The sequence below is a fragment of the uncultured Sulfitobacter sp. genome, assembly GCF_947502895.1.
GTDB lineage: Bacteria > Pseudomonadota > Alphaproteobacteria > Rhodobacterales > Rhodobacteraceae > Sulfitobacter.
Map to the genome: position 1 here is coordinate 842,079 of NZ_CANNBM010000002.1, position 26,070 is coordinate 868,148.

Here is a 26,070-nt window from a genome sequence, read left to right on the forward strand (position 1 = left end):
GATGTCACAGACCCCATTTCAAGGCAACTTCTTCGAAGAAGCCTTGGGTCTTTTTCAACTCGATCCAGCTGTTGATATAGTTGATCCAGACCTGATCGGTCTGCGGCAACAGCATCGCAATGGGTGTCGGCGCACGCGGCTCGGATACTTCTACCTGACGGACGTTCGGGAACTTCTCCAACAGAGTAGAGCCTTCGATGTTGGACGTCACGAATACGTCAGCGCGCCCTGACAGCACTTCTTGGAAACCGCGCGCAGGCGCTTCGACCACAACGATCTCTGCGTCAGGGAACCATTCCTTGACCATCTTCTCGAACGAAGTGCCCAGCGTGGTTGCAACCTTCACCCCGTTTTGGTTGATGCTATCCCAGCCGTCAAAATTGGCCAGCTTGTCATCTGTGGTAAACGGAAACATCTCGACCGCGATATAGCTGTGCGAATATCCCGCCGCCTTGAGGCGCGCAGGGCTGATAGAGGCGGAACCTGTCATGTGATAGTTGCCCGCAACAACACCGTTCACCAGCGTTTTCCAATCGGTCGGCACCATCTCAAGCTCGACACCCATATCGGCAGCAAGCTGTGTCATGATGTCGATGTCATATCCTTTATAAGCGTTGGTCGCAGGATCGCGGACCGACATTGGGTTCCAGTCGCCCGTTGTACCGACTTTCAGCACGCCTTCGCTCAGTATCTCGTTAAGCGCGGATTGCGCCGATACCGGTGCCGCCAGCAGGCTTGCCGCAAAGCCCGCAGCGAGGCTGATGTTCTTCAATAGTTTCATGTGTATTTCCCTGTAGAGTGTTCTATGACCGCCCGATCAGCAGTTTGTAATAAGTGCAAACCTAATGCCGGTTGCGCTTTGGGCAACTGTCTACTTTAGTATACACTCCGAAAGGGAGAGGTCCATGACAGATCAAAGCGGGGACGATCACGCAAACGCGATCGAGATCAAGGGCCTGAACAAATGGTATGGCGACTATCAGGCATTAAAGTCGGTAGATCTGAATGTCGCCCATGGCGAGCGGATTGTGGTTTGCGGGCCTTCGGGGTCGGGCAAATCCACTTTGATCCGCTGCATCAACTCGCTGGAAGCGCATGACAGCGGGCAGATCACAGTCGACGGAACGCGCATGGTCGATGCCGCCTCGATCGAGGCTATCCGCGGTCGAGTTGGCATGGTTTTCCAGCAGTTCAATCTGTTTCCACACCTGACCATCCTGCAAAACCTGACCCTAGGCCCCATGAAGGCCCGTGGCCTGACCCGTGACGAGGCCGAAGCGCGTGCGATGAAATATCTGGAGCGCGTGCAAATCCCCGAACAGGCCGACAAAAAACCCGGTGCGCTCTCGGGCGGCCAACAGCAGCGCGTGGCCATCGCACGCTCGCTGTGCATGGAGCCCAAGATCATGCTTTTTGACGAGCCGACTTCGGCGCTGGACCCTGAGATGATCTCGGAGGTGCTGGACGTGATCGTTGATCTTGCCGCAAGCGGTATGACGATGATCGTGGTCACACACGAGATGGGTTTTGCCCGCCGTGCCGCCGACCGCATGGTGTTCATGGACCACGGTGCCATTGTCGAGACAGGCACACCACAAGAGTTTTTCGAGAACCCAAAGACCGAGCGTTGCCGCACCTTCCTCAACCAGATCCTCAAGCACTGAACGCATCCATGAAAAAATTTCTAGCTCTTTTTAGTCTGCTGGCCCTGTCAGGCTGTGGCACGTCCGGCACGTGGGGGTGGTATGTGATCGACCCGACGACAACGCAGGGCTGGAACAATATTACCTTCCTGCTCAATGGTTTTGGGGCGACGATCCTGCTGTCTGTGATTGCGGCGGTGATGTCGATGGTGATTGGCCTCTTGGTCGCCTTACCCGGCATGTCCGACAACCGTTGGATCAGACTGCCAAGCCGTATCTACATTGAATTTGTCCGCGCTATCCCCCTGCTGCCCATGCTGTTCTGGGTGTTCTACGGCCTGCCTGTGGTGCTGAAGTCCATGGGCATATCGGTCAGTATTGATGCCTTTTGGGGCGCGATCATCACGCTCGCCATATCAGATTCCGCCTTCACTGCCGAAATTTATCGCTCTGGCATCCAGAGCATCGCGCGCGGTCAGACGGAGGCTGCGAAGACCATCGGGCTGACCTACAGCCAGACGATGCGCTATGTGATCCTGCCGCAAGCGATCCGGCGCATTTTGCCGCCCTTGGCCAACCAGTTCATCTACATCGTAAAGATGAGCGCCTTTGCATCCGTCATCGGGATGCAGGAATTGACCCGTCGCGCAAACGAGTTGGTGGTGACAGAGTATCGCCCGCTGGAGATCTACACTCTGCTGATCCTCGAATACCTCGTGCTTGTGCTTATCATCAGCTTTTTCGTGCGCTGGCTGGAACGCAAAATGGGCGCTGACGAGAGCCGCTAAAACAGGAGAAACCTATGAGCTGGACCAAATTTCTGGATGAAACGATGGGCCGTATCGGTACATTGCAACAGCAAACGCCCAAGATGTTCGAGGGCTTTAACACGATGGGTAAAGCGGCCAAAAAATCAGGCGCGCTTGACGAAAAAACCAAGGAATTCATCGCCCTCGGCATCGGCATCTCGACGCGCTGTGACAGTTGCATCGGCTTTCACGTGAAATCGCTGGTCCGCCTTGGTTCCACCCGCGAAGAGCTGTGCGAGGCGCTGGAAATGATCGGTTATATGGGTGGTGGCCCGTCGATTGCTTACAGTGCCAAGGCGCTTGAGGCTTTTGACGAATTCACCAGCTAACCCCGCCCCCTACTGCCGCGCTGATCAACCCGCGTACGTCAGGGATCAACCGCTCCAGTTGGGGCAGATCGTTTATGCAAAGAAATTTCACGTCCGATAGTGCCTCGGGAGTGAGCAAGGTGCGGGTGATGTCAGGGGGCTGATGATTGCCCTGCCCGCTGGTGATATGCAGATTATCTTTAGCAGTGGTGACCTCGCCCAATCCATCAGCAATGCAAGCATGGGTATGCAGCCCTTGGGGCAAAAACTGGCTCAGATCACGGAAACGATGGGTGATGTTGTTTGCAAAAGCATCGGAATGCTGCTGCGATAACCGCGCCATGACACTGCGCAGAAACGGATGCACCACATGGGCGCACGCATACAAACGCGTAGCCGCGACCCCGACCATCGCCGCCGCGTTGACATGCATGAAATGGTTGAACAGCGCCGGATCATCCCGCGCAGTGGGTCCGGACAGCATCGCCGCATAGTCCACCCAACGACCCCGCAGAACTGGACCATTGGATGTAAATACATCACTCGGCTGCAAGGGCGCTGTCAGAAACACATCATCGTTAAAGTACAAAAACCGCTCGGCCAGTCCTTCGATCCGCCAGATCATGCTCTCTATCGCGAGGGAGTTAAAGGTGGGCAAAACATGCGCGGAGCCGCGGAAAATCTCTGTGTGGTTCACGATGCATATCTTGACCCGCAGTGCATCGGGCAGGTGTGACACTTCAGGTGTTTGCCCGTCCGTAACAATCCAGATTGTTCGTATCCAAGGCGCGTGCTTGTAAATGGAAAAGAGGCAGAAATAAATCTCGTCGCTTGATACCCAGCGATGCGGATTGCGCGCATTTTCGTTCAACACACCCGCTTTTGCCATGTATTGCGCCCGTTTGGCGCGATGTACAGGATCAGCACCATCAACCCAAGTTATCACGGCATCAATCGGGTCGCTATGTGGTGTCATTATTGCGTTGTTCCGTCTTGTGCATCTGTCGTCCAACGTAGGACGAATTGAAGCGAAGGGCAGCGACTTAGGGCAAATTTTCTCTGGCACTGCTTGACGTTGTACCATCACCGCCTGACACTCATGGCTTGTGACAGCAGGAGGCCCGATGCAGCCCACGCAAGACCCCGATATTCTGCGCCAATGGATTGGCCGCAAGGAAACGCATACAGACACGTTGCACGCAGGCCCTGCCAATCTGATGCAGATGACGCTGGATCGCACCGCCAGCTTGCAGGCAGGGGATGTTCTGCCGCCACTTTGGCATTGGCTTTATTTCCTGCAATCCGCCCCGTTGGGCGCGCTGGGTCGGGACGGGCATCCCGCAAGGGGTGGCTTTTTGCCACCCGTCGCCCTACCGCGCCGCATGTGGGCAGGCGGGCGATTTGGCTTTGCACGCCCGCTACATCTGGGACGCGATGTGGTCAAATATTCCGAGATCAAAAATGTGGCCTCAAAGACTGGACGCTCGGGTGCATTATGTTTTGTCACCGTGCGGCACGAAGTGGGCGAGGCAGGCGCGTCACCCGCATTTTGGGAAGAACACGATATCGTCTACCGCGAAGACCCTACCAAAAATGCGCCACCTCTTCAGACACGAGACATCGGCGCGGATTGGCAGCATAGCGAAACCGTGACGCCCAGCGAAGTGATGTTGTTTCGCTATTCTGCGCTAACGTTCAACGGCCATCGCATCCACTATGATCGCGACTATGCGCGGGACGTGGAAGGCCACGCGGGTCTGGTCGTGCATGGCCCGCTGATCGCAACACTGTTGATGGGCATGGCACAGCGCCTAAGGAACGGGGCCGCGCCCAAAGCGTTCGAATTTCGCGCCGCAAGCCCGCTGTTTGATACCGCTGCCTTCACTCTGCACGCGCGCGAAGTAGCGGGTGGCATTGATCTGGTTGCGGCAACGCCCCAAGGGACACTCGCAATGCAGGCAAACGCCACTTTCTAGCAGCAGCCCATAATTGGGTTGGTCGTGACCCAAAGCGCGCCAAATGATCACGCGGGTCGCATTTACCCTGTGAAGGCTGGCTTGTCAGGTTATGTTAAGTCCCAATGTTGATCCTTACCCATAACACTCTGCGCAATCCTGCAATTCTCAAGGTGCGCCAATTGCCACGCAAGTTCTTTGGTCGCGTCGCGGTATGGCCACGCGGGCAAATGGGATTTAGCGGCTTTTTGCGGCTGATAATCGAATTTCAGGCCATCCGCTATACGCTCTCACTATTACCCCTCATCCTGATCGGGATGAACTGGAACGCGCTTGCCCTACCCATGGCCCAAGCGCCAATCTTGATGATCGCGATGATCTGGTGGGTGGAAATGCGTTTTCTGCGCGTCCCCCAATCGCGCCGCCATCGCCTGATCGAAGGGGCCGAAGCAGAGAGGGGCCTTGATTTGCTACGCGTACAGGCGCGTGCAGCCCTTACCAAAATCGCCGCTGCGCGCGATATGAAACAAGGCAGCCTGCATCTGGTGGTTGAGCAGTCCGAGCTGTGGCGTCTTCCCCCGCTCACCTATGTCACAGTGCAGTCAGACGATGGACCAGAGGTGGTGAAACTCAGCGCGCAAGAGCGCGAAATGATCGAGCAGACGCTGTTTCAACCGCCACTGACGGAAAAGAAACTCCAGCGGATCAATCAGGCCACAGGTGTGTTCCTACGCGATATTACCTTTGATGCGCGCGGCGTTTCTGCCCATGCTCGACTGGCCGCAGCCCTAGCGTGAAAGATCAATCAACCGCCCGAAAGGTGGCTGAATGGCGCCGCCGTCGGGCAAGGCCCAGATCACAGGCAATCCGCGCGGCGGCGGCCCTGCCTCACCCTCAAGATCGGTGAACACCAATAACGCCGATGCTCCGATGCGCTGCGCCTCTTGGATAACCGGAATAAATGCGGTCCCTCCGCCGCGCGGCAATTCGGGCAGTGACAAACGGGTGGCCGATGCATCAAGGCTTTCGCGGTGCCGAATTTCATCATCAAAGACCATCAGATAAAGCTGCGCCCGCATCCGCCGCGCGATGCCCGTCACCTCGGCCCAGAATAGCGCGAGGCGGGCATCGTCGATACTGCTGGAGGCATCCATTGCAATCGCGATCAGCGGCACATCCGTGCGTGGCCGCCAGCCCGCCTCAAATCCCGGCTCAGGCGTGCCCGCATGCTGGGCCTGCGCGGTCGCTGCGATCCAACGGCGTGCGGGCCGGTGTGGGCTGGGCTGGGGTGCCTGCATCACTGCTTGGGTCAGCAGGCGGCGCAAGACCTGCTCCCAAGGGATTTGTGGCTGGGCAACGTCTGCCAAACGGTGGCCGATGCGGCCTATCCCGCGCCCTGCCGCACGGCCTGCATCCATGGCACGTGTCATGTGTTGACGCCAGCGCGCAGCATCTTGCGCCTTGCTGCCTTCTTCAGCGGCTGCTCCATCTTCCTGCAGGTCTGCTTCAAATTCCTGTGTCTGCGCATAAGCCTGCGCGCAGCCCTCACGGGCTGTTCCGTTGCCGCTTTGCCCACGCAGGGCGAAATACAGACGCTCCGCATCCCAGTCAGCCAGTGCTTCTGCGGCTGTCGTTTCAACCTGCATCGTCTGTTTGATCAAAGCTGTTGCCAGCACCGCAGGGCGCGGGATCGCGTGATCGCCAGCCAACACGGCCTCGTTGATCAGTGCATCCGCCGCGAGGTTGAACAACTCGGCATCAAAATCTGCTCCCAGACGCACCGTCAGCGCAGCGGCGCGCGAAGAATGGCGCAGCGCCACATGCAGGATGTGATGGGCGGCAAGACCCATCTGTTCATGCTGTGGTAACTCAGCAAAATCAGGACCATAGGTGATGGTTTCACCCTTCGTTGCAGTCTGCGCGCCGTCGCGGTGCGCGCACCACAAAGACAGTGCCGCAATCGCCGGATCAGCCTCTGCCAAGGCCCGCAATGCGGGACTGGCGCGGGAACTGTGCGTGGCGCTGCTCACGCGCTTTCAGCGGCACGGGCTTCGAGGTATTCCCCATAGGCAGCAGAGCCACGAAAAGCCTCCTGCCAGCCCTGCGCCAACGCCTTTTCAATCAAAAGCTCGAAACCGTATGTGACCAACTCCCCCAAAGGCAGGCGGGTGTATGCCGCATCAGGGCGGTCCCGCGCCAGCGTACCGATGCCTGCCATCACCTCAATCGCTGCTGGCAGCGTTACTTTGTCCGCAAGGGTCACAACTGCATAGACCAGCGCCGTAAGCCCATGCAAACTGGTGGGATAAAGCGCCAACCGTTCCGCGCCACGTACCTCCAGCATGGCCTGTGCCGAGACGGTTGCAGCGATCTCGTCAACGATCAGAATGAATTCGGCCGCAGCGGCATCACCCAGTGTACCCGCCAGCAGTACGTCACGCAGGGATTTGTCGTTAGCCGCGTACAAGATCGCACTGACCCGCGCCCAAGCACGCGGCGTACAGGCTATCATCTGGCCACGGCGCACCGCCTCCTCGGTTGTGTCGAGCAGGTCGGGGCGGGTGCGGATAAATGCAGTCACAGCAGGGTGCAGCCCTTGTGGGACGGCATAAGAAGCCAGCCAATCCCCCGCTTCGGCACGCAGACTAAGATGGATCAGGCGGTCCGACAGGGCGGTGCCCATCTCATAAGCCACCGCACCATCCTCGACCATATTTCCCGCTGCAACGATAAAGGTGGAGGCAGGCAAGCCATGCTGGCCCACGCGACGCTCTTGAAGCAATCCGTAGACTGTTGGCTGAAGCGTCGGCGCGGCGGCTGTCAACTCATCCAGAAAAAGGATCGCGGGGGCGTCGGGATCGCTGGGCAGATCTTCGGGCGGATACCAGACGGTGCGCTTTTCCGCATGATCGTAGAAAGGCAAGCCGCGCAGGTCTTGCGGCTCAATCGTGGTAAGCCGCAGATCAAACAGGCGGCTGCCTGTCTCAGCGGCGAGCTGTGCGATGATTTCGGTTTTCCCAATGCCGGGGCGGCCGTGCAGCATCCATGATGCTGTCATCTGGCCAGCTTGCTGCGCTGCAAAGCCTGCGCGCAAAGTTGCAAGGGCGGTCCCTGCTGAAATCGGGGTGGTGTTGACAGACATCGGCGCACACTCCTTTGTAGGCACAAACGGTAGCGGGGATGCGACCGGATGCAAGGGCGGGAAGGCGCGGGACATGCAATCAGACAACCAGACCGCACGATTGCAAACACTGACTGCGGCGCAGCGCGCACCATCCTCAAGGCTGCTGCGCCCGATGCGTGCGCCAGCGGCCGAGGCAGACAAGCAGCTGCGCGACCTGCCCGCTGCCTTTGATAAATTCGGGATCGGGGATGGTGCCACACTCTCGTTCCATCACCACTACCGCAATGGCGACAGACTGATAAATGCTGTGCTGGAAGAGGCCGCGCGTCGTGGGTTGCGCGGACTGCGCATCGCGCCCAGCTCACTTTTTCCTGTGCATGCGCCTCTGGCAGCGCATGTCGCAAGCGGCGTTATCGCCGAAATCATCACAGATTATGCCAAAGGCCCTGCGGCGGCAGCGATGCTGTCTGGTCAGCTGAACCGCCCTGCAACACTACAAAGCCACGGAGGCCGCGCACGGGCGCTGGCGGTAGGTGATCTGGATGTTGACGTGGCTTTCATCGGTGCATCCGTTGCCTTGACGGATGGCACCTGTACCGGTCGCGGCGGTACGCTGCCCTGCGGCCCCTTGGGATATGCGATGGTGGATGCGACCTATGCCCGCGTTAGTGTTGTTTGCGCCCATGAGATCAGCACCGACCCGTTACCGCACATAGATATTCCCGCAGCACAAGTGGATGCCGTCCTGCCCTTTCCTGATCCTGGCGTGGTGAGTGGTATCGCCTCTGACACCACGATCCCTTCTCAGACGCTACAAGCGGCGCGGATTGGCGAACTGGCAGCGCAAGTCATCGCGGTGACAGGCGCGATGCGCAACGGGCTGTCACTGCAAACAGGCGCGGGGGGCTATTCACTGGGTGCGGTGCCTATTATTGGGGCGGCCATGGCGGAACGGCACCTGCGCGGGAGCTTCCTTTCCGGTGGCATCACTGGCGCACATGTGGCGCTGCAACAGGCAGGCCTGTTTGAACGTATCCATGATGTGCAGTGTTTTGACGGGGCAGCTGTCACCTCTAGCATCGTGAACCCCAACCATCATGCCATGAGCGCATCACAGTACGCCAACCCGCTGGACAGTAGCGCAATCGTAAACGAGCTGTCCGTGATGGTTCTGGGTGCTGTCGAGGTAGACCGTGCATTCAATGTAAACGTCACCATAGGCGGGGATGGCTCCTTGATCGGTGGGCCGGGTGGACACCCCGACGCTGCACAGGGGGCCAGTTTAACCATCGTAACAACAGGCCTGACTGCTGGTGGCTATGCCAAATTTGTAGAGAATGTACGCTGTGTCACCACCCCCGGTGCGAGCGTTGATGTGATTGTTACTGACCACGGCATTGCAGTGAACCCTGCCCGCCCCGATCTGCTGGCCGATGTGACAGCAGCAGGCATGCCCGTTGCGACATTTGATGCGCTAAAAGATCTCGCTCGGCAGCAAGCAACCCGCACCGCAACCGCCCTCTCGGACAGACCGCGCATCTTCATTGAGGACAGGCGCGGTGGTATATTAGACTGGGCCTAATGCGCGCTCCCTGCATACGTTTGCCGTGATATGCACAACGCCACACACCGCACATCAATGCCGCATTTCTTATCCGGAAAATAATGCTAACCTCGCGGTGAACCCCGAAAAGGAGGCCGCAGATGTATCTGGCAATGAACCGCTTTACCGTCACCACGCAGAATGCCGAGGCGTTTGAGGCGCTTTGGTTGAACCGCGAAAGTAATCTCAAACAGATGGAAGGGTTTGTCGAATTTCACATGCTCAAAACCGCTCCCGTGGATGGCCGCATCACCTATGCCTCCCATACGGTTTGGGCATCTGAGGAAGCATTTCGCGGTTGGACAACCAGTGATGCTTTTCGCGCGTCGCACAAGGGTGCGAAAGAGACTGCAAAGCTATACGAAGGGACGCCCGTTTTCGAAGGCTTTACTGCTATTCAGCATATTGCGTGACCAGCGCAGGTAGAGTGGCAAAATCATCAAAGGCGGCGCTGTGCGGTATCTGCGCCAAGGGTGATTTGCGATAGCCCGCACTGAACAGTAAAAACGGCACTTCTGCGGCTTGTGCCGTTTGCGCATCAACCTCGCTGTCGCCCACATAGACACTCGGCCCCTGCCCCAGCGCGTCAAACGCCGCGCGCAACGGCGCGGGGTCGGGTTTGTGCACAGCAAGGCTGTCACCCCCCCAGAAGGTATCGAAATAGTCTGTCAGGCCTAGGTGATCCAAGACTGCCATACAGGGCACCAGAGGTTTGTTCGTGCAAATCCCCAACATATGACCCTGCCGCTTTAATATGCCCAGCGCATGTATCACTCCCGCATAAGGATGCGTCTGGCCCACCGCAGTGGGATATGCGGCCTTGAACCCCGCCAGAACCTCGGCATGCAACGTCTCGGAGAGACCAACAGCGGCCAACATACGCGCGACAAAAACAGAGACACCATTCCCGATGAACATATGTGTCTGGGCCAGAGTGATCTGTGCGTGATGCGGAGCCAACAGCGCATTGGCCACTGCGCAGATGTCAGGGGCGCTGTCGATCAGCGTGCCATCAAGGTCAAAAACGATCCGTACCCCCACCGTGTTAGACATCGAAGGATTTGTATCTTGTTATCGGTTGAAACACTGCCGCTCCTCTGCGTCGCACCAGCGCCGAGCATCACGCGCGCAGCCTTTCGGGTCAACCCGAAAGCAATCAGGGCGCGAATGCATAAAGATTGATTAAAATCACGCATAAACACGATCCGTAACGCCACATTTTCGAAGTATTTCAGCAGTAGCCACGCGAAGGAATAAGAGCGGGACCTGCACAATGAGTATGATTTTCAGATCGGCCTACATAGGGCAGCCTGCCACCGATCCCGAAGGCGCAATAGCGCAGGTGCGCGACTATGGTGCCCGCGGGTTGGCCTTGGGGCGCCAGCGAATGCTAATATTCGCAGCCGCTCTGGTCCTTCAGGCGTTCTATTTCAGCGTGGTTTTTGCAGCGATCTCAACGATCCTGATTGTGGTGGCCGAAATATTTGACGGGCGGACATTCGTGCAGGCCCGCAAGGTATGCGCCACTGATCCGCAAGGCCTGCGCCAAACCCTGCGCCGGATACATGCAGGCGCACTTTTTGGAGCCTGTGTCATTGGCTTTTTTGCAATCACCATTGCCTTCTCACAGGCTACAACAACCTATCTTATGCCCATGCTTTTTTTGATTGCGGCAGCAGTGTTTGCTGCAACACATAACCAGCAACTGGTTTCTGTGCTGGCCATCCGGCTCGCTGTCTACGGCGTCACATTTGTCGCGATCCCGCTGGCAGACCTGATCCGCGCAGGCGGGGGCGCCAGTAATGAAACATGGCTCAACCTGTTTACCAGCCTTTTTGTCTTGTTCTTTGTGGTGGAGTGTTCAGTCATTGGCCTGCGCTCGTACCGGACAAACAAAAACCAGTTGAACCAGCTTCGCGTGGAAAACAGACGCGCCAACAGCGCCTTGGTGACAAAGACCGAATTCTTTTCAACCGTGAGCCATGAGCTGCGTACGCCGCTTACATCCATCCGCGCCTCTCTGGATATGGCACTGGCTGGTGCCTTTGGGCCGATGCCCGCGAAATCATCGCAGGTCCTTTCGATCGCACAGAGAAACGCCACACGGCTGAGCAAACTGATCGACGAATTGCTAGACCTGCAAAAGATAGAGGTCGGCATGATGCAGTTTGACTTTTGCGACGTTCAACTTGCCGGATTGATCTCGGATACAGTGGCCGACAACCGGTCGTTTGCAGAAGAGTTGGAAGTGACGGTAAAAATGCTTCCCGTCGATACAAACATCTTTGTACACGCCGATCCGATGCGGCTGGAGCAGGTGATAACAAATCTTCTGTCGAATGCCGCTAAATTCTCTGATCCAGGCAGTGTCGTGACCCTCGGTGTGGTTGCGACCGACACATTGGTGCGCATCGACGTGTCCGATGAAGGGGTCGGTATCGACCCTGCGGACCATGACCGCATCTTCGATAGTTTCAGCCAGCTGGATAATGTGGACATACGCAAAGTAAACGGCACAGGGCTGGGCCTGAATATCTCGAAACGTATCATTCAGGCGCATGATGGTACTCTTGATTTTGAGCCCAACACTGATCGTGGCACAACGTTTTTTGTTGAGCTTGCCCGCATAGACAAGCGTGGACCAAACGACCCTGAAACGGATGGCGGTATTATACTGCCATAGTCCAAGCTTTTGCGGTCTGTCTGCTGTCTTTTCAGGCGCTATCTCGTTCTTGGTAATTCCCCGAAAATGGCAGGTGTTGGTGCCTGCGAATGTACTGCGCCCAGCAGCCAGTACCTATGGTGATTCTCGTCCCTTTTGATCCTTCAAAAACACACCTCAGCCCCTTCCCTAAGGTCATCAAAGAAACGTCAAAACATGGGGAATTTATACGAAATTACAGGGATAATAGGCTTTGCACCTTTGATTGCTGGGGCTTTGGAAAAACACTGTTGCGTGACCTGTCATTTCACCCCTTCGGGGCTATCAAATTGTCCTACTTTCGCCACGTTTCGAAGCGATGAAAGAAGGGTGAAGTAACGAGTTGCCTTTGTTTGGAGTGCTGGATTATGAAAATCCTCGCGGTTGATGACGATCCTATTATTGTGGAACTGCTGTCACAGTTCTTAACAACTCTCGGGCCCCATGAGCTGACGACAGCAGGGTCTGGAAAAGAAGCGCTTGAAATTGTCGCTCAACACAGCAGCGCACCATTCGACTGCTTCATGCTCGATATTCAAATGCCCCAGATGGATGGGATGGAACTGGCCCGCGCCCTGCGCCAGAATATTTCTTATGCGACGACGCCAATCGTCATGCTGACAGCAATGTCGGAAAAACGCTATATCGACGGTGCTTTCGCGGCAGGTGCCACCGACTATGTAACAAAGCCCTTCGACCTGACAGAGCTGAAAGCGCGCATAAACATGGTCGAGCAGCTTGTCCTGAGCCGTCAGGCAAAAGCGATCAACCGTTTTGCCGCAAGCACCCTGCTAGAAGGCGCAGAGCTGGCTGACAGCATCGATATGCACGAGCCGATCAGCCTGCATGACATCGACAACGTGATCGCCTGTACTGCAATGGAAAACTATGTAGCTCAGCTATCGCGCAGTTCGCTCTTTGGATCGACCGTTTTTGCATTCACTTTGCGCAAAGCGGACAAGTATTGTGACAACCTGTCCGGTGCCGAATTCAAATTTCTAATAGAAGATGTAGCCGAAGTGATTTCGGACACGTTGTCGGATCACCAGTTCCTGATGACCTATGCAGGCAGCGGAACTTACCTATGCATCACCGAAAGCGGCTGGCGTCCCGATATGCCCCGACTGACCGACAGCGTGAACCTGCACCTCAACCGCGCGCAGGTAATGTCCAACACAGGCGAAGAACTGCACCCGCGCGTCAGCGCAGGCGTATCGATCAGGCTGGTCTGGAAATCAGGAGATCAAATTTTGAACGCACTCAGCACTGCACAATCATCCGCAGAAGACGCCGCAGAGGAATACGAGCGTCTGAAGACCGACTTTTTCCATCTGGGAAAACGGGCATGAGCGCGCTCGCCCTTGAGATGCCAGGCCTCGACCGCATCCGCGACCGCTTTCTTGCCCTGTTGGAAGATCGCAAAACGATCATCGCGCAACATGCCCTTGCTGCATGGGACGGCGAAACAGCCGAAGAGATCAACGCGAACCTTGAGGATGCGCGCAGCATCCTGCACCAAATTGCAGGCACAGCAGGCACAGTCGGCTATCCCGAACTCGGCGCGACCGCGCAGCAATGCGAAGCGCAGATAATTGCGCATCTTGAAGGGCCCTATGCTGATCTGGCGATTTGCCCCGGTGAGATAATCTGGTGCATCGATACGTTCGTAGAAGCCTGCGGCACCCTTCCCGATTACATCTAGGCCGCGCAGGGGCTGTCTGCCCTAAACCATCGCTGCCTTAATCTGATCGGGCAGCGCCATCGGATCAAAGGGTTTGCTGATAACGTCAGCGGCCCCGATTGCGCGCAATTCTTCCAGTTCCGACACTTGCGCCCGCGCTGTCATGAATACCGCCGGTGTCTCGGCCAGTTTGGGAATTTTGCGCATTTGAACCAACGCCTCTTTCCCCGTCATGCCCGGCATCATCATATCGAGCAGGATAACATCAGGCGTATACTCCTGAACCAAGGCAAGTGCATCAGGGCCAGACTCGCATTGCGTAACGTCAAAGTCCCCTGAAAGTTCTAGCGACAGTTTGGCGATTTCCCGAATGTCTGCGTCATCTTCGACATGCAGTAGCTTGATCATTCACTTCTCTCCGCAATCAGCACCAGCGCCGCCATCCTAGCCTGCATTGCGCATATCATTCGCACGGTTTTCACCATGCTGATGTGCACTGCCGCGTGGCAGGATAATGTGAAACGCTGTCCCAACGCCTTCGACACTCTCGAACCCTATGCTACCGTCCAAACTATCAACAATTGCCTTACAAATGCTGAGCCCAAGGCCAGAACCACCCTTTTGTTGCCGGTCGGAATTGCTCATGTCGGTGAAACGGTCAAAAATCTTGCACTGCTCATCCTGCGGAATACCTGCGCCCTGATCGCGCACCACTATCTTGATGCATTCAGGTGTCTGGGTCAGCGTGATCGTAACTGTGCTATGCGGCCGCGAAAATTTGGCAGCGTTAGTCAGCAGGTTGCCAAGAACCTGAATAATTCGGTTCGGATCGCTCATTATTTCAACGGGTTCTTCCGCCCCTACCACATCAATGGTGAGGTCGAACCGCTGCATAAACAGGGATGACGCGTCCAGCGCCTCATGCACCAATGCGGCCGCATCTACCGGGCGCTTTTCGAAATCCATGCCGCCATCCACGATCTTTTGTAGATCAAGGATGTCGTTAATAATGAGCACCAGACGTTCCGCATTGCGGTGCGCTATTTCCAGCAGATTGCGCGCAGGTGTCGGCAGTTCTCCCGCGGCATTTGACAAAAGCAGCCCCATCGAGCCCTTGATCGACGTCAGCGGCGAGCGTAACTCATGGCTGACAGTCGAAATGAAATCCGCCTTTGCCCGTTCTTCTTCCACGGCTTGTGTCACGTCCTGCAACATCAGCATCACAGTACGCCCGTCGTCCAACGGTTTTATCCGTGGGCGAAACGTGCTTGTTGCGACACGCACATCGGGCAGCGCCGATTGATCAGTGCGGACCAGAAGCCCGCGCAATACAGCAGGCTGACTGTTGGGAAAGATGTCATCGACCCGCAAGTACGGTCGCAGGTTCAAATCAGCACCTATTCGCGTGCTTGCCGCGGCGTTCAAATACTGCACACGCCCGCTCTCTACATCGATTAACCAGACCTCGTCAGGGAGCGCATGCAACGCGTCCATCGTTGGACCATCAGGCCTCGCCTTGCCGCAAAACAAGAGCGCAGGTAGACCAGCAGCAGGGACCAAAGCCATCATCAAAGGTATAGCACCCGCCGGAAACAACGCCTGCCCTAGAACATATCCCAGCGCCCCAAGAGAAACACCGCCAAAAAGTGCTGCCGCAACTGGCATAACCGATCTTTTTTTCATGCTATACACTTCCACAGCGCGCTTCTTGCCAGCTGATTGCGGCGGCCGCCTCTGATTGTGTTATCCTGCCCCAAGTTGACAATAGTATGGCGAAAAAACGTATCATATTGCTACCTTTCGATCGCTCAAAGCGCGGTCTTGTGTAGCAAGTAAAACACGGTCGACAATATCGGTAATTTCCAATTGGGATTTGATAAGATTTACGGCGATCCGTGGATCATCTGGCATTGTCGCAGCAGCTGAAAGCCCCATTACAACAGCAGCCGGATGACGGGCATAAATGTCATCCAAAAGCACCTCTGCATGACCGTCAGGCAAGACCCAGTCCAGCAGCAATACATCCAAGCTGGTGCCGTCGATCAGTTGACGGGCCTGCGCGATACTGCTCGCATGGGAAATCCGGGCAACCCCGTCAAATCCGGCAGCGATCACATCGGCAAAATCGCGGTCGTCTTCGACATGCAGAACACGGGGCATCTGCGCGCCCTGTGTCGTGGGTTCAAGGTGATGCACACGCTCAGTTACTTCACCCGACACAGCGAGCGGGCAAGTAAACCAGAACACCGTCTGCCGATCCTGTCCCTGCTCGAACCCGATACGCCCTCCCAATCGCTTTACGATCTGGCGAACGATGTGCAATCCCAAACCGGTGCCACCCTTGCTGCGCGTGTCAGAGCCGTCGCCCTGCGTAAATGCCTCAAACATGTGACTTCGAAAACTCTCGGGTACGGGAGGACCAATATTTTTGACGTAGATTATCACATCGGTTTCGCGCACATCATAGCACAGGGTGACGGGGGTCTGCGCGTCCGAGAATTTGCACGCGTTCGAGATGAGGTTGGTCAGCACTTGCCGCATCCGCCCAACATCTACATGCACTTCCACATCGTCGGTGGTGGTTTCTAAAACCAGCGTATTCTGGTGTTCTTCCGCAACAGGAACCATCGCATCTATCGTATCGGCAACCAATGGATGCAGGGCCGTATCCTCACATTCAAACATTACATCGCCAGAACTCAACTTTTCCAGATCCAGAATATCATTTACCATCACCGTCAGACGGTCTGCATTTGCACAAGCAATCTCCAGCAGACGTTTGGCGTTGTCAGGCATCTGGGGGGCGGCGCTCATCTCCAGCAGACTGAGTGCGCCCTTAATAGAGGTGAGCGGCGTCCGTAACTCATGGCTGACCGTTGAAACAAACTCGCTTTTGATCCGCTCGACACGCTTTTGATCGCTGATATCAACAATCTGGACAATATAGACATTCTCGGCGCGGTTTTTGTCATAGGTCCAGCTGAAATTGAACAGGCCCCATCGCACTTCGCCGCTATGTGTTTTCAGCTGGAACTGGTTTTGGTAAGTCCTTGATGTTTCTGCTCCCAACAAGGCCCGGATGTCGCGCGACATCTGAACATAGTCTTTGCGGGCCAAAAGATCGGCCAGCCGCATCTTTTTTCGCATGGCGTCGGCGTCATACCCACTCAGCGTTGCAAGCGCTGCATTTGCGCCGATGAATGCGCCTTTGTCATCAAGGATCGCCATGCCAACAGGGGCGTCCTGCAGCACCATGCGAAAGCGCGCCTCACTGAGCTCCAGCGCGTTACGGGCATGGCGGAGCTCGGTAATGTCCGCCTGTGTTCCGATGAGGCGCGTAGCGCGCCCGTCAGCCCCACGCGCTACCGGCACTGCATCCGAATACATCCAGCGCCATCCATCAGCAAATCTGATGCGGTACTCGGCCTCGCTGCGTAACGTCTCGCCGGCGATGCATCTGCGATCCGCTTCTTGCAATGCCTCCATATCGTCGGGATGGACGCGGGCCAGAAAGTGTTTTTTGTGATCAAACGGTTCGTCAAGCGCATCTGTACCCATGATCTTGTGCCATGTGGCCGACATGTCGGCAGCACCAGTCAGGATATCCACTTCAAATATTCCTATCCCTGCACCAATCAGCGCCGTATTGTAGCGTTTGTGCAGCCCCTCGATGGCAAGCTTGTTTTGGATTTGCTCTGTAACATCGCGGATCAAAACAGTTGTCTGCACGACATCATCCGCAGTGCGCCACGTATTGGCTTGCACATCCAGCTTTAATCGTTCGCCTCGTGCAGCTATGCCTACCGCATTGCTGATCCCACTAGTCTGCGCTGCCTTGCCAAGCGTCACGAACTGGTCAAACGGGGCACCAAGAAAATCATCTATTTCATACCCGAAAAGTGCGACCGCGGTTGAGTTGATAAATACGATCCGCGCGTCGGCATCCAACGTCATCACCGCCAAGGCGCTGCTCTCCAGCAAGGTCCGGTTTTCATCGGCACTTGCGTCGAGCTGTCGCCCCCGCTGGTCTACCAAAGTTTTCAATAGTCGGCTGCGCAAAGCAGTCGAGCGTAGCGAAAACCACAACATAAGGCTGAACAGCAATCCAGTGAGGAATATCGTCCCAGGCAGAAAGCTCGCGTGGGCAGCATCGAATGACGGTGTGCTTTCAAAACGTAACCGCCAACTGCGTCCATAAAGTTCAACGATGTGATCGCGCTGGACGATACCTGTCGCGCGACGCTGGGGATCGCTAGAAAACAACAGATTTTCCGCACGCGCCTCACCGTCGAACACAGTCAATTGAAAATCTTGCCCAAGCTGGGCAGCCATATCCGCCAAGACGCTTTCGCCGATAAAAGGCGCGACCACCCAGCCCAAAAACATATCCGTGCTTGCGCGCCCGTATGGTGCAATGTCTTTCGAGACATAGACCGCGCGCACCATGATAAACCCAGTTCCTGTCACGCTTTTTTGCACCAGTTCCAGCTGTGACGTGAGCGTAGTCTGGCGCGTTTTGCGCGCAAAGGCGAATGCTTCGCGCCGCCCTTCATCAAAGCTGGTGTCCAGACCGATTACAGTCTCGTTACCGCGTAAAGGGGTCATATGGGTCACGATCATCTTGTCCGCGCCCTTGGTCTGCGGCCCGATGGTTATCTCACGGTCATAAATCCGCGACAGATCCACCTGCAACGCCGCGATATCTGCCTGCGGCACTGATTGTACGAATCCGATCCCCAAAATGCCGGGAAAGTTCTGCCGCAAATCAAGCCCTGCAACATATTGGGAGAACTCCTGCTGATCGACATCCTCCAGCGCAGCGACATGCGCCGCAGTACCAGTCAAGACTTGTGCGTAGGTCATCACTTCCGATTTAATGCTCTCGACACCATTGGCGCTGAGCTTGCGAAATTCGAACAATGCATTCAGCTGGACGTATTTCACCGCATAATTCGACGCAACGACACTAAGGATTAAACAGGTCAGCACCAAAAGCCTGCTGACGCGGCGTGATACCATAAACCCGCCCTGAAACCCGCGGCGCTGCCCATCGGCCGCTGCAACATCGACACGGCGGGCGTCGCGTTTTCTGGATAGGAACGCCGATAGGACCACCAAAGCACTCTCCAAATGGTACGAATGTGCTCAACGGCTAAAGGCCAAAGATTAATATGCGCTGACCCGTGATAGAAAAACTGCACCGAAATTGGTCATGCACCCGTTCAGCTTTGGTGATTTATCAGTTTGATCGACTTGCGCGCGCGCATTTTAGAGGGGGTTATTCCGTATTCATCGCGCATCGCACGGCTCAGCGCATTGTGCGAGCAAAAGCCTGTAGCAATGGCCACATCAATCAGCGGGATCAGAGTATCCTCGATCATAGCGCGGGCCCGTCTGACCCGCAGGCGCTTGTAAAAGCGTGCGGGCGTCTCATCAAAGACCTCCCGAAAGACACGTTCCAGATGACGCGTAGACAGCCCGACGCGTGTGGTCAGTTCCGTCATCGACAAAGGTTCTTCCATGTGGGTCTCCATCAACTTGATGGCTTTGGTCACGCGCGCGTCGAACAGGCCCGCATTATCGGCGATATCGCGTGGCTGCTCTGCATCGCTGTGGCGTATGGTTGGCAGCAACAGGCGATTGCCAAGCTCGGCCAGTTCAACAGGCGACAAATGTCCTGCAATCAGCCCGATCACCAACTCAGCAGTGGCCGCACCACCTGCAGCAGTTGTCACGCCATCGCAGTTTTCTGCAAGGCGAGTGGTTAGGTTAGGGTAGTATCCTTGTTCCTTGAGCAAGGCGATGTCACGCCAATGGGTCGTTACACGCCCTCTCAAACTATTCGTTGTGCGGATGAATGCCGTAGCCGCATCTCCGAGCAAAATAACAGGCCGGTTTTGGCGCTGCATTGCACGCATCCGCCTGACCCAGCCGTCCCGCGATACGTGCGCACCGCCGACCACAATCATGACGTCGGCAAAGCCGTATCCCTCAATCGCGGGTTCCGCGCGCGCCAGCATTTGCGCCTTGCCGGTTACCATCCCCGGCATGTCACTTATGATCCTACACCCGAACCGCTCGTATCCCGCAATGGCATTCGCGGTATCCAGTGTCGACGTAACGCCAACCAGCTCGGCGGCATCAAAACCGCGCTGCACAAATACCTCTATGCGGCAGACAGGATCAGATGGGGGCAGGATCGAAGACACAGCAAGCTCCAGCGCGACAGAGGGCAGCGATCAGGTTGTCATAGAAACCGCTGGTCGTGAAAAAACTGGGACAATTTTCACTACCCCTCCGGACTACAGTAGAATCTACTCCTTTGCCAAGAGACGCGTTGAGGCGGATCATAGCGCGCGGATCAGCAACCCGCCCGAAAGAGCGACAACAACCAGACCGGCAACAACTTCAAGCATCGGCATAATCCACGTCAACGCAGATGCATTCGCGACCGCCCGCAGAACGCCGCCGCGCAGTCCTGAGGCCGCAACCCCGACCGCAACTGTGACAGAGGCCGTGCCCAGCGCCATCGCAAACGCACCTGCAATGCCCGCCGTTGCAATCCCCATTTGCCACGTAATAATCAGAACGAACAGCGCACCTGTACAAGGCCGTACCGCGATACCCCCGATGAGCAACAACGCATCGCGCAGGCCTGTAGCCTCGCTTGCCTCGTCAAGTGACGGGCCATGGCGGTGACCACAACTGCTACATTCGGTGCCATCACCTTGGTGCGCGTGGCCCTGCGTGACTTGGGCCGCCCGCAACCGTCGCATGCCGCGCCAAACCAGCCAAAGACCAATCGCCGCAATCAAGCCATAGCTGAACGGAGCCAGCCAGTCTTCGGCGGCGCCCACCATCCGCTCCCGCGTGAGGCCCAGCATCCACAGGCCACCATAAGCCAGCACGATCGCTGTGACCGCCTGCCCGAGACTGGATAACAGAGCGATAAGCGACAAGCGCAGCATTGGCACCTCACGCGCGATGCCATATCCGCCCACCAGCAACTTGCCATGCCCCGGCCCGATGGCGTGAAAAAATCCATAGGCAAAGCAACTGCCCATCAGCAGCGCATAAGCTCCCGCCTCGCCGCCGCGCAGCGCGCGCAGTGTGCGCGCGATACCGTTTTGGAAATTGCGCTGCTCGCCCGCGGCCCATCCCGCTATCTGCTCGAACCCGCCGCTGAGCCAGAGCCATCCGACGACAAGCGCCGCGATACCAAGTGCCAGAATTACGGCGCCGCGCATGTGATGTTCACTTCGGTCGCAAACCGCGCACCAATATCGCCAAGGCCTGCGGCCTCCATATCAAAATCCTCGGGCAAGGCGGCAACTTCGGCCTGTGTCATCGCCAATGCCCCTGCGATATCAGGCTCGTCCATGACGATCTCACATCCCTCACGCCCTTGGACGCGCACAGGGCGGCGGACCTCATAGGCAGTATAATAAGTGCCGTCATAAGGTCGGAAGCTCAGCCGGCCAGTCACCTCGGGCGCGCCTTCAACACGGCGCAGATGTGTGGTGATAATTTTGCCGTCCTGCAAAACAGCTGTCGGCGCTGCGGGGCGCGACAACTCCAGTGGCGCGCCATCCAGCGCACCAACCAGATCGCCGTTATACCCGTCGATCCAGTTCATATCGAAGCCTGTCAGCTTTTGAACATCTGCAGGGGTCAAGACCCCGTCATAGTCACTGTCCACGCCCAAATCTTCGGTAACAAGCAGCGAATACAATTCATCATATTCCCATGTCACCTGCACATGGGTCAGGCGATTTTGCGCGTCGATGATAAACACCAGACCCGTATTGATGAATATATGCGGATGCGCGCCCAAAGGCGCGGCAAGCAGAATAAAACACAGGGCGGCAATCCATCTCATGCCGCGTAACCTATGCACCCGCATGGGACTGTTCAATCACTGATCCGCTTACAAAGCGGCGGTAATCAACCGACCCAAACGCGCGATACCCTCTTCGATGCTTTTCTCGTCGGTTCTGCTAAAGCTCAGCCTCATTGTATTGGTGCCAGAGCCGTCGGCAAAAAACGCGTGGCCCGGAACAAATGCAACCCTTTCGGTTTGTAGCGAACGAGCCAGAAGATCAGCACAGTTCAGATGCTTGGGCAGTTCAAGCCAGATGAACATGCCGCCTTCAGGCTGTGTCCATGTCACCCCTTCCGGCATCTTCGCAGCGAGTGCTGCCAACATCACATCGCGACGTGCGCGATAAGCAGATTTGATCTTGGCCACATGAGAGTCAAACTGCGCCTCGGCCACTGTTGCAATCGCCATTTGGTTGATCGTAGAGCTGTGCAAATCCGCCGCTTGCTTCAGCAAGACAAGCTGGTTGATCACCTCTTGGGCACCGCAGACCCAACCCACCCGCAAACCTGGCGCGAGTGTTTTGGAAAAGCTGCCACAATAAAGCGTGCGACAGGCGTCAATGTTGCCTTTGCGCTCGATCTCACGGGCCAGCACGGGGGCAAGCGCCTCGCCCTCATAGCGCAGCGATTGATAGGCCGCGTCCTCGATCACGGCGATGTCCAGCGCATCGGCCAGGTCAATTACACGCTCGCGCATCGCGGCGTCCAGCGTCTTGCCGGTGGGGTTGGCGAAATCAACAGACATATAGGCGAATTTAACCCGCCCCTCGCCCGCCGCCTGCGCATAGTCTTCGGCAGAGCGGTTGGTATCTGGATCAAGGCGGTCATAGCGCGGTTCATAGGCGTTGAACGCCCCCAAGGCTCCGAGATACGTCGGCCAGCCCACCAGCGCCGTGTCACCCGGGCTTAGCAGCAGTTTGCCCAAATAGTCGAGCGCCTGTTGAGAGCCTGAGGTGATCAGGATATTGTCGCGCGTGCACGGAATGCCCAGCCGCGCCATTTCCTTGACGATCCAGTCGCGCAGCGGGCCGTAGCCTTCGGAAACGGAATATTGCAATGCAGCAGCCTGAGTGTCTGCGCTAAGCGCCTGACTGAAGGCGTCCTGAAATGCCGCGGCAGGAAAGAGGTCGGGATCGGGGATGCCGCCCGCAAAAGAGATGATATCAGGCTGATCCAACAGCTTGAGCAATTCACGAATTTCGCTTGCTTTCATCCGGTCATTGCGTGTGGCGAATATCTGATGCCAGTCCATCTGTTCCTCCCCGAACATGTCTTGGGGACCACAAAGCATGGATTCGCAAATTAGGTCAACAGTTGTGTCCTATATGTCCGAAGCGGCCCTATCGCGGCTGCTCGCTGCGGCCGGCCTTTCGGCACTCCCCACTCTGTTCGCCCGCTATACCCGCCAGCGCAGAACGCGTCTTTCCAGCACACCAATGCTCCATGACAGAACGACCCCAAGCACCGAAAGGATCACGACACCCGCAAACAACCGCTCCAGATCATAGAGACTGCCTGCTTCCAGAATATAGGCACCCACACCGTACTCTGCGCCCAGCATCTCGGCTGCGACCAGCAGGATGATCGCGATGGTAAGCGATATGCGAAGGCCGGAGAGGATACCGGGCATGGCACCGGGCAGCACGATTTTGCGGACGATGGACCACCAGCTAAGTCCAAAACTCTGCCCCATGCGGATTAAGGTGCGGTCCACGTTGTCCACGGCTGCGTAGGTCGCCACCACTGTCGGCGTGAAGGTGCCGAAAGCGATCAGCGCATATTTCGACCCTTCGTCAATCCCGAACCAGATAACGAACAGCGGCAAAAGCGCGATTTTAGGGATCGGAAAAATCGCAGCGACCAGCGGCACCAGACCTGCGCGCACATAGGCAAAGAGCCCGATCAAAACACCTACTGAAATCCCCACCACTGCGCCCATGGTGGCCCCAACTGCCAGACGGCTCAGCGAGGGGAGCAGATGCTTGAACAGCAAACCGCTTTCCCAAAGCTCGACAAACGTACCAAAAACATCAGAAGGCCGCGGCAGTGTGAGTGCGGATATAAATCCCGTGCGGGTGCCCCATTCTGCCAGAGCAATCAGCACTATAAATACGGCGAACCCCAAGCCACGCACATGCACAGGGGCAAATCCACCACCCCGAAAGGGTACTTGATCAGACATCCATCAGCTCCGCATCCGCTGCCGCCGCCTCATCGCGCATGAGGCCCCATAATTGCTGCTGGCGCGCATCGAGTTCGGGATCTGCATGATGACGGTGTTCGAGCGGGGTATCAATCTCGACGATCTCACGTACTTCACCCGGCCTGCGCGACAACACGACAATCCGGTGGCCCAGTCGCACGGCCTCTGCCAGATTATGGGTGACATAGACAGCGGTGAAGGGTGTCTTGGTCCACAGCCCTACCAGATCATCCATCAGCAGTTCGCGCGTCTGGCTGTCAAGCGCGCTAAGCGGTTCATCCATCAGCATGACGGCAGGGTTCACCGCCAGTGCACGCGCAATGGCAACCCGTTGCTTCATCCCGCCTGACAGCTGCTTGGGTAGCGCATCTGCAAAATCAGTCAGCCGTGTGCGCGCCAGAACATCCGCAATAATCCCATCCGCATCCGCCAGTCCATGATCCTCAAGCACCAGCGAGACATTGCCCGCCACAGTCCGCCACGGCAGCAAGGCAAAGTCCTGAAAGATATATGTCAACGCGTTCAGGCACCCTACCGGCGGCGCGCCGACCTGCCGGACTGCGCCAAAGCTGGGCTGCTCAAGCCCACCCAGTAGGCGCAGCAAGGTTGATTTGCCGCACCCCGATGGCCCCACAATGCAAGTGATACGGCCAGACGGGATCTCTAGCGAGACATCCCGCACCACATCCGCCCCACCATAGCGGTGGGTGACAGCATCCAGTTTCAGCTCCACGCGGTTTCCTTATTCAAACTTCACACCCTTGGCGATCTGCACCAACAATCCCATGACAATACCAGCGCCAAAAAGCGCCAGCCCCCCCAAGATCGCCTCGGCCAGCGTTACGGCCCCCAGCACCCGCGCAAGGGTAACGGCGACATCAGGCGCAGTGGCCGAAAAGGCGATGAATACACCCAAGCACGCGCGCAGCAGCCCAATCACAACCAAAATCCATGCGATCAAGCCGCCACATCGGATATAAAACACCTGCGCCTCCTCCAAGATTAGCGCAGGACGCAGAGCGCCCTGCCCTGACAGGCCTTAGGCCCCTACAGTTTCGACATAAGAGGTGTCGATCAGCGCATCGAGCGGGATATCCTTGCCAACCAGATCTTCGGACTGGAACCACTCAAGCTGGTCGCGCACGGAAGCCACGTTCATCCGCGCGCCCTCGTTCAGGCGCATGGTGCCATTGATGATCGAAGGCGCGGCCTTCTCGCGCGGGCGGTCTGTGTAGACGTATTTATGGATCAGATCGACCATGGCATTTACGCCGTCCTCGCCGCCTGTTTTAGCGATCATTGCAGCGTTATAGTCGGCAACACCTTTGGAATAGGCCGCCAGATAATCCTGCGTCATCTGCTTTTCCTCGGCGGCATTTTTGGCCGAAGTAAAGACGGTTGTGACCTGATAATCAGGCAAATAGCTTGCCACATCGCCGATGATATGCACCGCGCCCGACCCTGCCAAAGGCTTGGCGATATGAGGTACAATGGACCACGCATCAATCTGGCCCGATTTGAGCGCCCCGATGATCGCCCCGACTTTTTGCAGTGGTTTGAAGTTCAACGAGATCCCCTCTGCCGCGGCCATCTTCGAGCCCATATAGTGGAACGATGACCCAGCTGTGCTCATCCCGTATGATTTGCCGTCCAGCATCGACGGGGCAGTGATACCCGCTTTGAATGCCGCGTCGGACACAAGGAATTTCTGACCATCAATGCCTGCTTCCTCCTGCAACGCACCACCGATCACCTTGATCGCGCCCTTGTCGGCCAGCGATACAAGACCACCCGAGATCGCGGTTACGGCATAGTCAACATCACCCGATGCAATCGCCACGGCCATAGGCTGGGCCGCTTGGAAGAACTTCACCTCTACGTCCAAGCCTGCTTGCTTGAAATAGTCCCGCTCCAACGCGACAAAAGTGCCCGAATGGCTGGTGAACCGCAGCGCACCCAGCGTAATCTTGCGGCCTGATGCTATCGCAGGGGCGGCAAGGCCCAGTGCAGCGGCAGATGCGGCAATGCCGCCGATTGTCTGGCGGCGTGTAAGAATGGTCATAGTCTATCCTCCCAAGTTTTCTTTGCGAAAGAGTGCGCCGTGGGCGCGCAGCAAGTCAAGCAACCACCCTGCGAAACACGCCACACCGATTGCCCCCCGC

26 protein-coding genes are annotated in these 26,070 nt (G+C 56.8%); 10 read left to right on the plus strand and 16 right to left on the minus strand.

Annotated features, from left to right (window positions below; genetic code table 11):
* Positions 1-4: 4 nt before the first annotated feature.
* Positions 5-781 carry a transporter substrate-binding domain-containing protein gene (locus Q0903_RS12110; protein WP_299415595.1) on the minus strand — a complete coding sequence of 259 codons (777 nt, stop codon included), beginning with the start codon at positions 779-781 and terminating at the stop codon, positions 5-7.
* A 124-nt stretch (positions 782-905) separates the two neighbouring features.
* On the opposite strand from Q0903_RS12110, the gene Q0903_RS12115 reads away from it, so the two are divergent.
* From Q0903_RS12115 to Q0903_RS12125, 3 genes are read left to right on the plus strand one after another with little or no spacing between them, the layout of a single operon-like run.
* On the plus strand, positions 906-1,664 hold the full coding sequence (locus Q0903_RS12115; RefSeq protein ID WP_299028251.1) for an amino acid ABC transporter ATP-binding protein: 759 nt from the start codon (positions 906-908) through the stop codon (positions 1,662-1,664).
* 8 nt (positions 1,665-1,672) lie between these two features.
* A complete protein-coding gene (locus tag Q0903_RS12120; protein WP_299028249.1) occupies positions 1,673-2,431 on the plus strand; it encodes an amino acid ABC transporter permease in 759 nt (252 codons plus the stop codon).
* Between the two features lie 14 nt (positions 2,432-2,445).
* Positions 2,446-2,781, plus strand: coding sequence for a carboxymuconolactone decarboxylase family protein (locus Q0903_RS12125; protein ID WP_299028246.1), 336 nt, complete (start codon positions 2,446-2,448; stop codon positions 2,779-2,781).
* Here Q0903_RS12125 and Q0903_RS12130 read toward each other — a convergent pair.
* Positions 2,771-3,736, minus strand: a complete 966-nt coding sequence (locus Q0903_RS12130) for a Stealth CR1 domain-containing protein (RefSeq protein WP_299415599.1) — start codon at positions 3,734-3,736, stop codon at positions 2,771-2,773. The two genes, Q0903_RS12125 and Q0903_RS12130, sit on opposite strands and share 11 nt — an antisense overlap.
* Positions 3,737-3,884: 148 nt before the next feature.
* Here Q0903_RS12130 and Q0903_RS12135 point away from each other — a divergent pair, with 148 nt between their 5' ends.
* Together Q0903_RS12135 and Q0903_RS12140 are read left to right on the plus strand one after the other, a co-directional pair.
* Entirely contained in the window at positions 3,885-4,736 is an 852-nt protein-coding gene (locus tag Q0903_RS12135; protein WP_299415604.1) for a MaoC family dehydratase N-terminal domain-containing protein, read from the plus strand.
* 104 nt (positions 4,737-4,840) lie between these two features.
* On the plus strand, positions 4,841-5,512 hold the full coding sequence (locus tag Q0903_RS12140; protein WP_299028239.1) for a hypothetical protein: 672 nt from the start codon (positions 4,841-4,843) through the stop codon (positions 5,510-5,512).
* On the opposite strand, the gene Q0903_RS12145 is transcribed toward Q0903_RS12140, so the two are convergent.
* Positions 5,504-6,745, minus strand: a complete 1,242-nt coding sequence (locus Q0903_RS12145; RefSeq protein WP_299415606.1) for a VWA-like domain-containing protein — start codon at positions 6,743-6,745, stop codon at positions 5,504-5,506. The two genes, Q0903_RS12140 and Q0903_RS12145, sit on opposite strands and share 9 nt — an antisense overlap.
* The gene (locus Q0903_RS12150) at positions 6,742-7,857 is read right to left on the minus strand and encodes a MoxR family ATPase (protein ID WP_299415608.1); all 1,116 of its coding nucleotides are present in this window, start codon (positions 7,855-7,857) and stop codon (positions 6,742-6,744) included. Before Q0903_RS12150 ends, Q0903_RS12145 begins: the two co-directional genes overlap by 4 nt.
* 73 nt (positions 7,858-7,930) lie before the next feature.
* Here Q0903_RS12150 and Q0903_RS12155 point away from each other — a divergent pair, with 73 nt between their 5' ends.
* Both Q0903_RS12155 and Q0903_RS12160 read left to right on the plus strand, forming a co-directional pair.
* Positions 7,931-9,421, plus strand: a complete 1,491-nt coding sequence (locus Q0903_RS12155; RefSeq protein WP_299415611.1) for a citrate lyase subunit alpha — start codon at positions 7,931-7,933, stop codon at positions 9,419-9,421.
* A gap of 122 nt (positions 9,422-9,543) precedes the next feature.
* A complete protein-coding gene (locus Q0903_RS12160) occupies positions 9,544-9,855 on the plus strand; it encodes an antibiotic biosynthesis monooxygenase (RefSeq protein ID WP_299028228.1) in 312 nt (103 codons plus the stop codon).
* On the opposite strand, the gene gph is transcribed toward Q0903_RS12160, so the two are convergent.
* Positions 9,836-10,495 carry a phosphoglycolate phosphatase gene (gph, locus tag Q0903_RS12165; protein WP_299415614.1) on the minus strand — a complete coding sequence of 220 codons (660 nt, stop codon included), beginning with the start codon at positions 10,493-10,495 and terminating at the stop codon, positions 9,836-9,838. The genes Q0903_RS12160 and gph overlap by 20 nt on opposite strands.
* A 220-nt stretch (positions 10,496-10,715) precedes the next feature.
* Here gph and Q0903_RS12170 point away from each other — a divergent pair, with 220 nt between their 5' ends.
* The 3 genes from Q0903_RS12170 to Q0903_RS12180 all read left to right on the plus strand — a co-directional run bounded on the left by Q0903_RS12170 (position 10,716) and on the right by Q0903_RS12180 (position 13,845).
* On the plus strand, positions 10,716-12,125 hold the full coding sequence (locus Q0903_RS12170; protein ID WP_299028222.1) for a HAMP domain-containing sensor histidine kinase: 1,410 nt from the start codon (positions 10,716-10,718) through the stop codon (positions 12,123-12,125).
* A 386-nt stretch (positions 12,126-12,511) separates the two neighbouring features.
* Positions 12,512-13,492, plus strand: coding sequence for a response regulator (locus tag Q0903_RS12175; RefSeq protein ID WP_299028219.1), 981 nt, complete (start codon positions 12,512-12,514; stop codon positions 13,490-13,492).
* Positions 13,489-13,845 (plus strand): Hpt domain-containing protein, encoded by a 357-nt coding sequence (locus tag Q0903_RS12180; RefSeq protein ID WP_299028216.1) that lies wholly within the window; start codon positions 13,489-13,491, stop codon positions 13,843-13,845. Before Q0903_RS12175 ends, Q0903_RS12180 begins: the two co-directional genes overlap by 4 nt.
* Positions 13,846-13,866: 21 nt before the next feature.
* Here Q0903_RS12180 and Q0903_RS12185 read toward each other — a convergent pair whose 3' ends face one another.
* From Q0903_RS12185 to Q0903_RS12235, 11 genes are all read right to left on the minus strand, one after another.
* Positions 13,867-14,232 carry a response regulator gene (locus tag Q0903_RS12185; RefSeq protein WP_299415617.1) on the minus strand — a complete coding sequence of 122 codons (366 nt, stop codon included), beginning with the start codon at positions 14,230-14,232 and terminating at the stop codon, positions 13,867-13,869.
* 36 nt (positions 14,233-14,268) lie between these two features.
* Positions 14,269-15,507: a HAMP domain-containing sensor histidine kinase gene (locus tag Q0903_RS12190; protein ID WP_299415620.1), complete on the minus strand. Its 1,239-nt coding sequence runs from the start codon at positions 15,505-15,507 to the stop codon at positions 14,269-14,271.
* A 102-nt stretch (positions 15,508-15,609) separates the two neighbouring features.
* Positions 15,610-18,939, minus strand: a complete 3,330-nt coding sequence (locus tag Q0903_RS12195; RefSeq protein ID WP_299415622.1) for a CHASE domain-containing protein — start codon at positions 18,937-18,939, stop codon at positions 15,610-15,612.
* A gap of 107 nt (positions 18,940-19,046) precedes the next feature.
* Positions 19,047-20,033 carry a helix-turn-helix domain-containing protein gene (locus Q0903_RS12200; RefSeq protein ID WP_299415625.1) on the minus strand — a complete coding sequence of 329 codons (987 nt, stop codon included), beginning with the start codon at positions 20,031-20,033 and terminating at the stop codon, positions 19,047-19,049.
* Between the two features lie 138 nt (positions 20,034-20,171).
* Positions 20,172-21,071 carry a hypothetical protein gene (locus Q0903_RS12205; protein ID WP_299415628.1) on the minus strand — a complete coding sequence of 300 codons (900 nt, stop codon included), beginning with the start codon at positions 21,069-21,071 and terminating at the stop codon, positions 20,172-20,174.
* Positions 21,056-21,703 carry a DUF1007 family protein gene (locus Q0903_RS12210; RefSeq protein ID WP_299415630.1) on the minus strand — a complete coding sequence of 216 codons (648 nt, stop codon included), beginning with the start codon at positions 21,701-21,703 and terminating at the stop codon, positions 21,056-21,058. Before Q0903_RS12210 ends, Q0903_RS12205 begins: the two co-directional genes overlap by 16 nt.
* A 48-nt stretch (positions 21,704-21,751) precedes the next feature.
* Positions 21,752-22,957 (minus strand): PLP-dependent aminotransferase family protein, encoded by a 1,206-nt coding sequence (locus Q0903_RS12215; protein ID WP_299415633.1) that lies wholly within the window; start codon positions 22,955-22,957, stop codon positions 21,752-21,754.
* A gap of 144 nt (positions 22,958-23,101) precedes the next feature.
* Positions 23,102-23,887 (minus strand): ABC transporter permease, encoded by a 786-nt coding sequence (locus Q0903_RS12220; protein ID WP_299415635.1) that lies wholly within the window; start codon positions 23,885-23,887, stop codon positions 23,102-23,104.
* Positions 23,880-24,641: an ABC transporter ATP-binding protein gene (locus tag Q0903_RS12225; protein WP_299415638.1), complete on the minus strand. Its 762-nt coding sequence runs from the start codon at positions 24,639-24,641 to the stop codon at positions 23,880-23,882. The genes Q0903_RS12220 and Q0903_RS12225 overlap by 8 nt, the downstream gene beginning before the upstream one ends.
* A 9-nt stretch (positions 24,642-24,650) precedes the next feature.
* Entirely contained in the window at positions 24,651-24,893 is a 243-nt protein-coding gene (locus tag Q0903_RS12230) for a hypothetical protein (RefSeq protein WP_299415640.1), read from the minus strand.
* A gap of 54 nt (positions 24,894-24,947) precedes the next feature.
* A complete protein-coding gene (locus Q0903_RS12235; protein ID WP_299028184.1) occupies positions 24,948-25,970 on the minus strand; it encodes an ABC transporter substrate-binding protein in 1,023 nt (340 codons plus the stop codon).
* Positions 25,971-26,070 lie beyond the last annotated feature (100 nt).

What these genes read in the sequence shown, in the direction of transcription:
- Q0903_RS12110 (WP_299415595.1), bottom strand. Translation starts at nt 781, where the DNA reads ATGAAACTATTGAAGAACATCAGCCTCGCTGCGGGCTTTGCGGCAAGC.
- Q0903_RS12115 (WP_299028251.1), top strand. Translation starts at nt 906, where the DNA reads ATGACAGATCAAAGCGGGGACGATCACGCAAACGCGATCGAGATCAAG.
- Q0903_RS12120 (WP_299028249.1), top strand. Translation starts at nt 1,673, where the DNA reads ATGAAAAAATTTCTAGCTCTTTTTAGTCTGCTGGCCCTGTCAGGCTGT.
- Q0903_RS12125 (WP_299028246.1), top strand. Translation starts at nt 2,446, where the DNA reads ATGAGCTGGACCAAATTTCTGGATGAAACGATGGGCCGTATCGGTACA.
- Q0903_RS12130 (WP_299415599.1), bottom strand. Translation starts at nt 3,736, where the DNA reads ATGACACCACATAGCGACCCGATTGATGCCGTGATAACTTGGGTTGAT.
- Q0903_RS12135 (WP_299415604.1), top strand. Translation starts at nt 3,885, where the DNA reads ATGCAGCCCACGCAAGACCCCGATATTCTGCGCCAATGGATTGGCCGC.
- Q0903_RS12140 (WP_299028239.1), top strand. Translation starts at nt 4,841, where the DNA reads ATGTTGATCCTTACCCATAACACTCTGCGCAATCCTGCAATTCTCAAG.
- Q0903_RS12150 (WP_299415608.1), bottom strand. Translation starts at nt 7,857, where the DNA reads ATGTCTGTCAACACCACCCCGATTTCAGCAGGGACCGCCCTTGCAACT.
- Q0903_RS12155 (WP_299415611.1), top strand. Translation starts at nt 7,931, where the DNA reads ATGCAATCAGACAACCAGACCGCACGATTGCAAACACTGACTGCGGCG.
- Q0903_RS12160 (WP_299028228.1), top strand. Translation starts at nt 9,544, where the DNA reads ATGTATCTGGCAATGAACCGCTTTACCGTCACCACGCAGAATGCCGAG.
- gph (WP_299415614.1), bottom strand. Translation starts at nt 10,495, where the DNA reads ATGTCTAACACGGTGGGGGTACGGATCGTTTTTGACCTTGATGGCACG.
- Q0903_RS12170 (WP_299028222.1), top strand. Translation starts at nt 10,716, where the DNA reads ATGAGTATGATTTTCAGATCGGCCTACATAGGGCAGCCTGCCACCGAT.
- Q0903_RS12175 (WP_299028219.1), top strand. Translation starts at nt 12,512, where the DNA reads ATGAAAATCCTCGCGGTTGATGACGATCCTATTATTGTGGAACTGCTG.
- Q0903_RS12180 (WP_299028216.1), top strand. Translation starts at nt 13,489, where the DNA reads ATGAGCGCGCTCGCCCTTGAGATGCCAGGCCTCGACCGCATCCGCGAC.
- Q0903_RS12185 (WP_299415617.1), bottom strand. Translation starts at nt 14,232, where the DNA reads ATGATCAAGCTACTGCATGTCGAAGATGACGCAGACATTCGGGAAATC.
- Q0903_RS12190 (WP_299415620.1), bottom strand. Translation starts at nt 15,507, where the DNA reads ATGAAAAAAAGATCGGTTATGCCAGTTGCGGCAGCACTTTTTGGCGGT.
- Q0903_RS12205 (WP_299415628.1), bottom strand. Translation starts at nt 21,071, where the DNA reads ATGCGCGGCGCCGTAATTCTGGCACTTGGTATCGCGGCGCTTGTCGTC.
- Q0903_RS12210 (WP_299415630.1), bottom strand. Translation starts at nt 21,703, where the DNA reads ATGAGATGGATTGCCGCCCTGTGTTTTATTCTGCTTGCCGCGCCTTTG.
- Q0903_RS12215 (WP_299415633.1), bottom strand. Translation starts at nt 22,957, where the DNA reads ATGGACTGGCATCAGATATTCGCCACACGCAATGACCGGATGAAAGCA.
- Q0903_RS12220 (WP_299415635.1), bottom strand. Translation starts at nt 23,887, where the DNA reads ATGTCTGATCAAGTACCCTTTCGGGGTGGTGGATTTGCCCCTGTGCAT.
- Q0903_RS12235 (WP_299028184.1), bottom strand. Translation starts at nt 25,970, where the DNA reads ATGACCATTCTTACACGCCGCCAGACAATCGGCGGCATTGCCGCATCT.